Annotated in this window: 13 protein-coding genes, 1 tRNA gene and 2 pseudogenes; 13 read left to right on the top strand and 3 right to left on the bottom strand. The window is 57.9% G+C overall.

Annotated elements, in window-relative coordinates; all coding sequences use genetic code 11:
- Nucleotides 1-1,576 (top strand): annotated as a pseudogene (locus FHW77_RS26450) (hypothetical protein); the annotation flags it as partial.
- 20 nt (nt 1,577-1,596) lie between these two features.
- Here FHW77_RS26450 and FHW77_RS26445 read toward each other — a convergent pair.
- Nucleotides 1,597-2,178, bottom strand: coding sequence for a hypothetical protein (locus FHW77_RS26445; protein ID WP_112582373.1), 582 nt, complete (start codon nt 2,176-2,178; stop codon nt 1,597-1,599).
- Nucleotides 2,179-2,304: 126 nt separating this feature from the next.
- On the opposite strand from FHW77_RS26445, the gene FHW77_RS26440 reads away from it, so the two are divergent.
- The 12 genes and pseudogenes from FHW77_RS26440 to FHW77_RS27035 form a co-directional block, all read left to right on the top strand.
- A complete protein-coding gene (locus FHW77_RS26440) occupies nt 2,305-2,520 on the top strand; it encodes a hypothetical protein (RefSeq protein WP_111815118.1) in 216 nt (71 codons plus the stop codon).
- Nucleotides 2,521-2,726: 206 nt separating this feature from the next.
- On the top strand, nt 2,727-3,341 hold the full coding sequence (locus tag FHW77_RS26435; protein WP_045532145.1) for an SDR family NAD(P)-dependent oxidoreductase: 615 nt from the start codon (nt 2,727-2,729) through the stop codon (nt 3,339-3,341).
- Between the two features lie 56 nt (nt 3,342-3,397).
- Nucleotides 3,398-3,784, top strand: coding sequence for a DUF2147 domain-containing protein (locus FHW77_RS26430; RefSeq protein ID WP_286086177.1), 387 nt, complete (start codon nt 3,398-3,400; stop codon nt 3,782-3,784).
- A gap of 235 nt (nt 3,785-4,019) precedes the next feature.
- A complete protein-coding gene (locus FHW77_RS26425) occupies nt 4,020-4,622 on the top strand; it encodes a class I SAM-dependent methyltransferase (RefSeq protein WP_045532144.1) in 603 nt (200 codons plus the stop codon).
- Between the two features lie 250 nt (nt 4,623-4,872).
- The gene (locus FHW77_RS26420) at nt 4,873-5,724 is read left to right on the top strand and encodes an oxidoreductase (RefSeq protein ID WP_045532142.1); all 852 of its coding nucleotides are present in this window, start codon (nt 4,873-4,875) and stop codon (nt 5,722-5,724) included.
- 14 nt (nt 5,725-5,738) lie between these two features.
- On the top strand, nt 5,739-5,993 hold the full coding sequence (locus FHW77_RS26415) for a hypothetical protein (protein WP_045532140.1): 255 nt from the start codon (nt 5,739-5,741) through the stop codon (nt 5,991-5,993).
- The gene (locus FHW77_RS26410; protein ID WP_045532329.1) at nt 5,993-7,027 is read left to right on the top strand and encodes an AraC family transcriptional regulator; all 1,035 of its coding nucleotides are present in this window, start codon (nt 5,993-5,995) and stop codon (nt 7,025-7,027) included. The genes FHW77_RS26415 and FHW77_RS26410 overlap by 1 nt, the downstream gene beginning before the upstream one ends.
- A 59-nt stretch (nt 7,028-7,086) precedes the next feature.
- Entirely contained in the window at nt 7,087-7,752 is a 666-nt protein-coding gene (locus FHW77_RS26405; RefSeq protein ID WP_111815116.1) for a Rossmann-fold NAD(P)-binding domain-containing protein, read from the top strand.
- A 735-nt stretch (nt 7,753-8,487) separates the two neighbouring features.
- Nucleotides 8,488-8,625, top strand: coding sequence for a hypothetical protein (locus FHW77_RS26400; RefSeq protein WP_210277094.1), 138 nt, complete (start codon nt 8,488-8,490; stop codon nt 8,623-8,625).
- 124 nt (nt 8,626-8,749) lie between these two features.
- Nucleotides 8,750-9,073, top strand: a complete 324-nt coding sequence (locus FHW77_RS26395) for a type II toxin-antitoxin system HigB family toxin (RefSeq protein WP_111815114.1) — start codon at nt 8,750-8,752, stop codon at nt 9,071-9,073.
- Nucleotides 9,063-9,443, top strand: coding sequence for a helix-turn-helix domain-containing protein (locus FHW77_RS26390; protein WP_111815112.1), 381 nt, complete (start codon nt 9,063-9,065; stop codon nt 9,441-9,443). The genes FHW77_RS26395 and FHW77_RS26390 overlap by 11 nt, the downstream gene beginning before the upstream one ends.
- A 12-nt stretch (nt 9,444-9,455) precedes the next feature.
- A pseudogene (locus FHW77_RS27035) lies at nt 9,456-10,508 on the top strand (recombinase family protein); the annotation flags it as partial.
- 6 nt (nt 10,509-10,514) lie between these two features.
- Here the strand turns inward: FHW77_RS27035 and FHW77_RS27030 are convergent.
- Together FHW77_RS27030 and FHW77_RS26380 are read right to left on the bottom strand one after the other, a co-directional pair.
- Nucleotides 10,515-11,066: a hypothetical protein gene (locus FHW77_RS27030; RefSeq protein ID WP_353619003.1), complete on the bottom strand. Its 552-nt coding sequence runs from the start codon at nt 11,064-11,066 to the stop codon at nt 10,515-10,517.
- A 43-nt stretch (nt 11,067-11,109) separates the two neighbouring features.
- Nucleotides 11,110-11,186 (bottom strand) — tRNA-Met (locus FHW77_RS26380).
- Nucleotides 11,187-11,204: the final 18 nt, after the last annotated feature.

The raw sequence follows: 11,204 nt of genomic DNA, 5'->3' as shown, positions 1-11,204 counted from the left end.
GCTCCGCACCACACCCCGCCGCTACCGCCCCGAATACAGCAACCCAAAACCGCTGGAGCGAACTCAAAACTGGATAAAACTTGGGGGCAAGGTCAAAAGCAGCGAAACCATCGATTGGCCGTCCGGGCTGACGAAAGCGGAAGCAGACCGAGCAGTGCGGTACGCATTGTGGGAAATGAATGGATTTCCAGCATGGCTGGTGAGTTTGAGCAAAGCGTTCCCTGAGATCGTTCATGACCGATTTGCAGGGGAGATCGAATGGGAAGTTACTACATCTAACACCGAAGTAGACCCCAACTACCTGTTGTCGGATTTGCTATGGCATGGCCATGATCTTCAGATCAGCCTCTCTCGGACGATTATCGCCATACTTAACCGCCAACTGCCTAAGAATTATCGAAGCTTAGAAAATGCGCTTCTTATTATCATTCGCGATGAGATGATTACGGACGAAGAAATCTCTACATTTTGTTCCAACGTGATGACGAAGACGCCGGATGTCAAAACTAAATCTTTCCTCGTCGCGCTCTTGGTCTCGGTTGATCCGGATCAGGGCATTGATAGACTTCTTGGCGTCCTCCGCGATCTCGGCGATAAGGCATTGCGGACGGAGTTTTGTATGAATTTTGCCGTGCAACTTTTGGGTGGCAGACGGTCTAGTGGTAAGTTTCGGGAGAATTACAAAAATGCTCGGCACTTGCGCCAGCTGTATTTTGTCCTGCATGAAAATATAAAACGGAAGGACGACATCGAACGTGCAGGGAAAGGCGTATATTCTCCGGGTATCCGCGATGACGCCCAAGACGCGAGGAATACCGTTTTCAAGTTGCTGAGTGAGATACCAGGTAAGGAGACCTACCTTGCACTCAAAGAAATCGCGGAGAACTATCCAGAAATCGAGGCTCGGGCTTGGATGATGACCCATGCCGTAGGACGAGCTATCCAAGACTCAGATTTGTCCGCATGGCAGCCAAATGATGTGAAAGATTTTTCGCGCGAAGCCGAGGTCCTTCCTTCCGATCACCGACAATTATTCGAACTTGCATGCTCGCGTCTTCTTGATCTCAAGGACGACCTAGAAAATGGTGACACAAGCATAGCCGACATATTGGTGAACGCGACCAAGGAAACGCAGCTGCGCAACTTCGTGGGCGGATGGCTTCGAGATCGCGCGCAAGGCCGGTATGTCATTCCACAAGAGGACGAACTAGCCGATGCGAAGAGACCGGACCTTCGTTTCTTGACGACCGGCTTTGACGGCCCTGTGCCGACTGAAGTTAAGATTGCCGACCGCTGGTCTGGCCCCAAGCTATTTGAGCGGATCGAAAATCAACTCTGCAACGACTACCTTCGGGACAAGCGATCATCAAATGGTATTTTTATGCTTCTGTGGAACGGAAAGCAGGCGTCTTGGGCTAATCCCAAGAACGGAGATACCTTAGACTTCTCGGAGCTTTGCCAAGCGTTGCAAGACCATGCGCAGGCGCTAATAGTAAGCCGGGCGGATATTGAGGCCGTCAAGGTTATTGGAATCGATCTCGTCGTAAGATCAACTCCCAAAAGGGCGCAGCGCTAGCATTGATCCAGAGCCAGCGCTCACTCATACGATGAAAACTCATGTAATAGATTGTCGTTAGATCTAATCACTGCTTCTAGGATTGTTAGGCCATATCTTATCAAATCATTATCGCGTTCAATTTCTCGAAGATCAGGCTTCCAGCCTTTGCCACCATGAAACAGGTTGTTTCGTGCCTGAGCAAGGTGCAGTAGCAGCTTCTTTAAACTGTCTGCGCCTTGATACTGTGGTGTGACCCAAGCTGCGCCGCGTCCGTCCCAAACCTGTTTTTGAGGTGCGTTTGCTTCGAAATAGTCCACGGCATGTCGAAGTGGAGGATTTTCGTCCATCTGTCTAACGAATTGTTCACGGACGTTGTCAGCCACCGTCTGCGGATTGATTATTAGGTCCCGAGGGGGCGGACCTTGATGTACAAGGCCACAGACCTTAGCAGCGTACTCATACCGAGCATACACGGCAAAAAATGCAAAGGCTTCGGTTTCGCGGATCGTTAGATTGCCGATTGCGATATCCTTTAACGACTGTCCGACGTCGGTTTTTTCTCCGGCGAGGTTCTCAGTTGAATTCAGAATACGAAATTCGGATTGGCGCTCATTTTCCATCATCGCTCTCCAAGTTGAGGGCCACTATATCTGCGTTGGTAATGGTGAGCATGGAAATGTCGTTTCCCGATGCGTTCGCTGCTACGTGAGACAACTCCGTCATTTCGATAGGGACCTTCAAGTTCCATGCTGCCGATTGCGGCAGTAGTTGCCCGGGCCGAAGTTAGCAGCGACGACATCAGCATCCTTGGCAGGCTATATGATCTGAAAGGTGAGATCACCCGCGAAGCCAATATCGATGTCGGATTAGGCAGCGAAAACACGGTTCGCAGATATAAACGCAATTGGCGCGCCACGCCGGGTGAAGATGATAACTACGTTTACGCTATAGCACTCCTATAACTTGGTTCGAAGCCTACCTGCTCCGCTGCGGAATGGCATTCAGTCAATTGCAGGGCGGGAGTGCCCGGAGCGACTATTGGCTCGATGCGAGCTGAGCCAAAGCCACGATTGGCGTCTTACGCAAAAGTGTCGGCGCCTTGCGCCAATGCTTCCGTCTGGTCCGCCTGCCATTCTTGTTGGCGTTCTTAGCAACAGGGATCAACAGCATGCCGGAAAAAATCTGGTTCATTACAGGTGCATCCAGGGGCTTCGGCCGCATCTGGACCGAAGCTGCACTGGAACGTGGCGACAAGGTTGCCGCCACAGCCCGCAACACGGAAAGCCTCTTGGAACTCGCCAGCTGTTTCGGGGATAGCGTGTTGCCCCTTCAGCTCGACGTCACCGATGCCGAGGGCGTCAGGCAAGCCGTTGCAGACGCGCACCGGTACTTCGGACGGCTGGACGTTGTCCTCAACAACGCCGGCTATGCATTGGTCGGCGCGGTCGAGGAAATCGATGAACAGGATCTTCGCGCCGAGCTGGACACCAATGTGTTCGGAATGCTCCGCGTCATCCAGGCGTCACTTCCCTATGCGCCGCTGCGGGAGCAAGCCTTCGCAGCCGGAGCGAAGATGGAATTCGGCGATCCGCGTTCGACGGGCGCGGCCATCCTGAAGCTGGTGGATGTGCAAACCCCGCCGTTGCGGTTTTTCCTGGGCACAGAAGGCCTGCCGGTGGCACGCGCCGCCTATTCCGCGCGGCTTTCTACCTGGGAGGCATGGGAGCCCGAATCCAACGCCGCTCAGGGCAACGGCAAACAGCATACCATTGCGACGCTGTAAGAGCCGATCGACCAGAAACATCCAGGCCATACGGCCAAGTACCGAGGATTACTAGAATGCATACATTGACGGCATCCCGCCGATCGCTGCTTCTCGCGGCGTTGGCCATGACAAGCTTGGCCATGGCTGGCTCCGCATTCGCTCAGCATACACAGCAAGACGCCATACTTGGCAAGTGGGCGGCAGATGACGGCAGCGTAAAGCTCGAGATGTTCAAAGCGGGCGCGGAGTTTCGGGCGCACCTTCTCTTCGGGAACCAGATCATGGAAGGCGACAATACGACCTTCAAGAGAGACGCCAAGAACCCTGATCCTGCCTTGCGAAGCCGCTCGCTCGAAAACATCGTATTCATCCACGGACTGCGTTGGGATAATGGCGAATGGACCGGAGGCTCGCTTTATGACGCCTCGTCCGGAAGGACTATCGTTGCAACGTCGAGATGAAGGGCAACAAAATGCTGCTCAGAGGCTATCTCGGCATCTCGCTTTTGGGGCAGACTAGAGGGTTTCATCGCTTTTGAAGCCACGCTGCTCCCACGTCGCGAAGGCCAACGTGGGCGCGACGGGCCGTTTCCCCTGGAAGCCGAAACTGACCGCTGCGTCCAATCGAAAGACTGCATCACTGCAAGTTTGCGAAGCTTGCACTTACACACCCTATTCCAACCCGCCGGAGACCTATTTGCAAAGCGATATACTGACGTTTCTCAAGTCCTGGGCGGCCAAGCCGCTTCAGGTGGCCGCCATTGCGCCGTCGGGCCGCGCGCTCGCCGATCTGATGACCCGTGACATCGGAACATTGACCGGGCCGGTGATCGAACTTGGCCCTGGAACGGGAGTTTTTACCCGTGCCCTTGTGGCACGGGGCGTGGCTTTGCAAGACCTCACGCTGATCGAGTACGGCTCCGCATTTACCGATCTCCTCGGTTCGCGATTTCCCGGTGCACGGGTGATCCAGATGGATGCGGCCCGACTTAAAGGCGTCAGCTTCGACGAACTGCAGATGGTCGGCGCCGTGGTAAGCGGATTGCCGCTTCTCAGCATGCCGCCTCGCAAAGTCATGGCAATCCTTGCGGGATCGTTCTGGCATCTGCGGATCGGAGGCGCATTCTATCAGTTCACCTACGGCCCGCGCTGCCCTGTATCACGCCCGATCCTCGATCGGCTCGGCCTCAAGGCGAGCTTCGTCGGCAAGACAATGCAGAACGTACCGCCTGCCGCAGTCTATCGCATTGTCCGCCGCGCTCCTCTGAGCGCTCTGCTCCCTGCTGCGACACCGGGCTAACGGCGACCCGCTCGGCTATCCCCGTTTCTGTGCTCGATAATGGCTCAATGAGACAGCATTCGCTGGCAGGCACCTTACTGCGCGCCGCAGTGCGGGTGCTTCGCGCCAATATCTTGGCGTAATGAGCAAATTTTGTGGCATATTGCGCCAATGTGATGGCGTGTCGTCTTCGCTATTTGATGTCCAGAAGACATTACCGCCTTGGCACGGCGGCAAAAGCAATCGGTTCAAACAAAAAGGAACGACGCACATGGCCACCAAAGTTGCACTCGTCACCGGCGCTTCGTCTGGTATCGGTGAATCCACCGCTCTCAAGCTCAAGGAGCTTGGCTACACAGTCTATGGCGCGGCCCGCCGCGTTGACCGGATGCAGCATCTGACCAGGTCCGATATCCGAATTCTGGCAATGGACGTCACCGATGACGCGTCCATGCAGGCCGGTATCGACACGATCATCGGCGAATCCGGTCGCATTGACGTTCTCGTCAACAATGCCGGATACGGCTCCTACGGTGCGGTCGAAGACGTGCCAATGGAAGAGGCGCGCGCCCAGTTCGATGTCAACGTCTTCGGTGCGGTGCGGCTGATACAGCTTGCCTTGCCGCATATGCGGGCGCAACGTTCGGGCACGATCATCAACATCACCTCGATGGGCGGCAAGATCCACACGCCGCTTGGCGCCTGGTATCACGGCACGAAGTTCGCACTGGAGGCGATCAGCGACTGCCTGCGCATGGAAGTACAGCCTTTCGGCATCGATGTCGTCGTGATCGAACCCGGCGGTATCAAGACCGAATGGGCCGGCATTGCCGCCGACAAACTGAAACAAACGTCCGGTCATGGCCCTTACGCCGTGCAGGCCAACGCCATGGCGCAATCCATGATCGGTGAAGCCAGTGTCAAGCGCCAGTCTCCGCCGCAAATCATCGCCGACACGATCGCCAAGGCGGTGACCGCCGCCAAGCCCAAGACCCGCTATGCGATCGGCTTTGGAGCCAGGCCCATGATCTTCATGCGCGGCATCCTGTCCGATCGCGCCTTCGACGGCATGATGCGGATGGCGACCGGCATCGCCAAGGCCATGAAGAGCCAGAAAGTCTAGTCGGAGTGTCCTTGATGCGAGATATTCTGAAGAACGACATCGATGACGCCCGGGTCGCTTCAGCGGGAGTTGATACGCAGGACATCATCAATCCGGCCACCGGCCCGGTGGCGAGTCGACTGCGGGCGGCTCAGGTGATCCTGAATGGCGCTCAGGCTCGCTCTTGCGGTGCCTTTGCGTTGGTTAAAAGCAATCCGGTAACAGCCGCCGCCAGGCTTGGCGAGTTTGAAGAATATCTGGAGACGAAGGCGATCGTAGGAGGTCGATGATGGTGCAGGTCGACAAATGCAAGGTCCCGCAAGCGTTCTGGCGGGCGGCTGAGCAGTTCGGTGTTCCGCCCGCCGCGCTGTTGCGGCAGGCCCGGCTGCCGGCAACGCTTCATCTGGGCGCACAGGCCTTCGTCACCACGGCACAATATTTTGCACTGATGCAGGCAATAGCGGACCTGTCAGGCGACCCCGCGCTTGGCATCCGGATGGTGCAATCGGTCGATACGGCGGTTCATCCGCCGTCGAGCCTCGCTGCCTTCTATGCCCGTGACTATCGCGATGGGCTGACCCGGCTCGCACGGTTCAAGCGCCTGTGCACGCCGGAGCAATTGCAGATTGTCGAGGCCAATGGAGATTGCATCATATCTGCAGAATGGCCCTTCGCCATCGCAGCAGAACCCGGCATCTCCGTCGATATTACGTTCGCCACGTTGGTGGAGCTGGGACGGCGCGCTACCGGGCGCGCCATCGTGCCACGACGTTTGGATCTAACCCGACCGGGACCGGTGGGCGCCATTTATGCGGACTATTTCGGCTGCCCAATCCGCACCGAGGCTCCGCGCAACCTTCTGGTACTCGACACCGCCGACCTCGATCGTCCGTTCCCGGGACACAATCCCGAGATGCTCGAGATGCTGACCCCGGCGCTAAGGGCGGCGCTCGGTGAGTTGGAAGCGCAAAGCTCCATTTCTGAACAGGTGAAGATCGTGCTGAAGCGCAGCCTTGCGAGCGGCCAGCCTGGCCTTTCTGACGTGGCGAAGCAACTGGGCATGAGCGATCGAACCCTCCAGCGTCGCATCACAGGAGAAGGCTCGACCTTCCGTGACTTGCTGTCAGAAGCGCGCCGGGATCTGGGTCGCCATCTCTTGATCGACCCGGCTACGGACATCGATGAAGTGGCCTGCCTGCTCGGCTATCAGGACACCACATCCTTCTACCGCGCATTCCGGGAATGGGAAGGTATGCCCCCGAACCGCTGGCGCGAATCGAACATGAAGAGGCCTCACGCGCCTGAAACAGCCGGTCTGCATTGATGTGGTGAAGCCGTGCGGGAGGGGCATGATTGTAATCCTCTTGGAAAAGGAGCAGCCAGATGACCCGTCGCATCCTAATTGCCGGTAGTACCGGATTGGTGGGCGGCCTCGTTGGTACACGGCTGGCTGGCAGACCCGACGTTGATGTTATCCGCCTCGTGCGAAAAGGGGCGTCGGCGTCCGGCCATGCTATCGATTTCGAGCGGCTTTGCCAGGAGCCCGCAGGCGCATTGGAGTCGGTCGCGCCTGACGGCGTCGATATCGCTATCTCCTGCCTGGGAACGACGATAGCCACGGCCGGCTCGCAAGCCGCGATGTTCCGCGTTGATCACGACTATGTTCTCGCGGTCGCTCAAGGTGCGAGAGCGCTCGGCGCGCGCCAGTTCATCCTCGTGACCGCGGCAGGGGCCGGCGGACCGGGATTCTATCTTCAGACCAAGGGCAAGATCGAACAGTCCGTCACGGCTCTCGGCTTCAAACGGGTCGATATTATCCGCCCCGGCTTCCTGCTCGGCACACGCGGCGAGCGGCGAGTGTGGGAAGCGATCGGCCAAAGGATTTTCGCAGTGCTCACGCGGATACTGGTTGGCCAATTGTCGCGGTACGGCGCTATCCCCGCAGATACGGTGGCCGATGCAATCGTCACACTCATCGGACAGGCGGCATCCGGTTGCAACATTCATGAGAATAATGACCTGCGCCGACTCGCGGCACCAGCGAGCTGAAAATTATTCGATCCACTTTCGATGGAACGGTGGCCATCTCAGGGATCAGCTCCTGCCACCAAACGAGGATGACGTCTGCTGGCAACAGTTGGCCCCCAATACCCACAGTCGGGGTCGATCGGATCAAAGAGCATAATCGGCGGTATGTAGCTGACCGCGTGGGATTCGAACATAGACGCCGAAGTAATCGGCTGATGCTTGGCTACTTCATAAGCAATGTCGGCTTTTGGGAAGTCTCAAGTGTCCGTCGAACGGCCGGAATGAGGACACATTCCCGCCATACCAGGCCGCAACGTATTCTTGTGGCAATCACTCGACCGAAAGCGATTCGAACTTTTCCGCCGCCGAACGCCGCCGTTCCTACGCTCTTTCGCGCGATCCGACCCCTGCCAGACATAAAGGCGTAGGTTCAGCAGCCATAGAGTACTGTAGAGGGAAATCGGCGGTATTTGGCGCACCGCGCAGGATTCGAACTCGGTCAAGGATGAATGGGGCCTATCGGCCTCGACCAACGCCCTCCCCGACTCTGAATGACCCATCCCTTTTCTACGCCAAGGCATCCTACTCACCCCACGGAGAGCCGCGAGCCCTTCCCGACCATGGCATTCCAAGCTTCCATATCCCCTACCCCTTCCGCGCATGGGATTGCTGGAGACGATGGCGCTTAAACGGAACAGGATCAGCATCGAGATGATATCCCCGTCGACTGGACCGGAAACGGGCCGGAACGGTCCTGTGCACGCAGATGTTGCGATCCGGTCCCTCGCCAGGCTTATCGGCCGCCAGATCGCGCGCGAGCATTTCGAGCGCAAGATCGCGCTGGAACGCAAGACGCAGAAACAGCACCACACGAAGCTTCTCCCTTCGCCCTGACGGTCCAGCAGCCGGTCTCGCCGGCAAGCGACGTGTATGGGAGCTTCACCCGGTGCGGGCTCCCTGCTCCGACCCTTGGTAGTTTTCTCTTGAGACCGTTTTGGTCCCATGATATAGGTGACAGATGAGGATTATTGCCCGCCGCACTTTGCGCGAATTTGTCGAAAGCCTCGCGGGGCATAAAGAGCAGCCAGCCGTGAAGGCCGCGCTTGATGCCTGGTTCGATGAAGTCAGCAAGGCGGAATGGGCGAGCACCGCCGATGTAAAGCGGCTCTACGCGACGGCGAGCATCGTCAGCGCCGAGCGGATCGTCTTCAACATCAAAGGCAATGACTACCGCCTCGTCGTGTCAGCGGACTTCGAGAAGGGCGTCGTCTGGATCAAGTGGCTCGGCACGCACAAGGCTTACGACAGGATCGACGTGAAGGAGATCGAGCATGGCAACTGACTTGAAGCCGATCCGCACGGAAGCGGATTACGATGAAGCCTTGGCTGAGGTCGAACGGCTGTGGGGCGCTAAGAGCGGCACGCCGAAAGGCGACCGTCTCGACGTGCTGGCGACGCTGATCGACGTCTATGAGGCGAAGCACTATCCGATGGACCCGCCCGATCCGGTGGAGGCGATCCGCTTCCGCATGGAGCAGCAGGGGCTGACCCGCAAGGATCTGGAGTCGATGATCGGTCCGCGCAACCGGGTTGCGGATGTGCTGAACCGCAAGCGCAGCCTGTCGATCGACATGATCCGGCAATTGCACAGTCGCCTCGGCATCTCGGCGGAGGTGCTGATCCGGCCGAGCCGTATGGACAAGGTAGCTTAGGAAAGACCGCCGATGACCCGCGTTGCGCTCTATGCCCGCTATTCATCCGACAATCAGCGTGAGGCGTCGATTGACGACCAGTTGCGCATTTGCCGCGAGCAGGCGAAGCGCGAGAACTGGAAGATCGTCGGGACTTACAAGGATGCTGGCATCTCAGGAGCGAGCATGATCCTGCGTCCGGGCATTCAGGCACTCCTTGGGGATGCACAGGCAGGCCAGCTTGACGTTGTGCTGGCTGAAGCACTGGATCGCATCAGTCGTGACCAAGCGGACGTTGCCACCTTTTTCAAGCATCTCAAATTCGCCGGCGTTCCGATTGTCACGCTGTCCGAGGGCGAGATCAGCGAGTTGCATGTCGGCCTCAAAGGCACGATGAACGCGCTATTCCTGAAAGACCTGGCCGCCAAGACACACCGTGGCATCCGTGGTCGCGTCGAGGAAGGCAAATCAGGTGGCGGACTCTGCTTCGGCTACAACGTCATCAAGCAACTGGATTCCCGTGGCGACCCCATTCGTGGCGATCGCGAGATTAATGAAGCCGAGGCGAATGTTGTCCGGCGCATCTTCCGCGAGTTCGCCGTCGGCGTAGGCCCCCGCACCATCGCCCGCACATTGAACGAGGAAGGTGTCCCCGGTCCGGCTGGCAAGCTCTGGAGCGACACGACGATCCGCGGTCATGTGAAGCGCGGCACGGGGCTGGTAAATAATGAACTCTATATCGGTCGTCTGATCTGGAACCGGCTTCGCTACATCAAAGATCCATCAACCGGAAAGCGCCTCTCACGCCTGAACCCTGAATCGGAATGGATCATCAAGGACGTGCCAGAACTGCGGATCGTCGATGATGAGCTGTGGCAATCAATCCGCGCTCGACAAGGTGAGATCGCCGAGAAGTATATCAATGTCACGGATGCCGTGCGCAAGCACCACAAAAAGAACCGCCTGAACAGCACACGCCGGCCGAAGTCCCTTCTGTCCGGCCTGGTGTTCTGTGCCTGCTGCGGAGGCCCCTACTCGCTTCGCGGCGCTGATCGGTTCGCCTGCTCGAACCACATCAGCAAGGGCGCCTGTTCAAATAGCCGCACGATCCCACGTGAGGATCTGGAAGCCCGCGTGCTCTCCGGCTTGATGGACCGGATGATGGCGCCTGAGATCGTCGAGGAGGCGATGCGCGCCTATGCCGAGGAAACCAACCGGCTGAACCGGGAACGCCGCTCTAGCGGTGATGCCTGGAAAGCAGAACTGGTAAAGATCGAGAAGCAGGTCCGCGGCATCATCGAGGCAATCAAGGCCGGCATGTTCCATGAGAGCATGAAGGCTGAGATGGACACGCTGGAGGCGCGCAAGACCGAACTGAACACCCTGCTGGCCGACGCGCCAGAGGACACGCCGGACATTCTGCCAAGCGCCTCGGCGATCTATGCGAAGAAGGTTTCGGCCCTTACCAAGGCGCTCAATCGGAATGAAGAGCGACAGGAAGCGGCGGAGACATTGCGTGGCCTGATTGAGAAGATTGTTCTGACGCCCGGGCCGGAACGTGGGGAAATTTACGCAACGCTGCACGGAGAATTGAGCACGATCCTCGAATGGACGGAGCGACAAGTCATTGGAAAGTCTGGACAAACAAGAACTCCCGCAGCGATGACTACGGGAGTGTCGTTATCAGTGGTTGCGGGGGCAGGATTTGAACCTGCGGCCTTCAGGTTATGAGCCTGACGAGCTACCGGGCTGCTCCACCCCGCGTCCAGCGCATTCGGCAAG

It is taken from the genome of Agrobacterium sp. RC10-4-1, from assembly GCF_014138475.1.
Classification (GTDB): Bacteria; Pseudomonadota; Alphaproteobacteria; order Rhizobiales; family Rhizobiaceae; genus Agrobacterium; species Agrobacterium pusense.
This window is presented reverse-complemented; position numbering and strand designations above follow the sequence as displayed.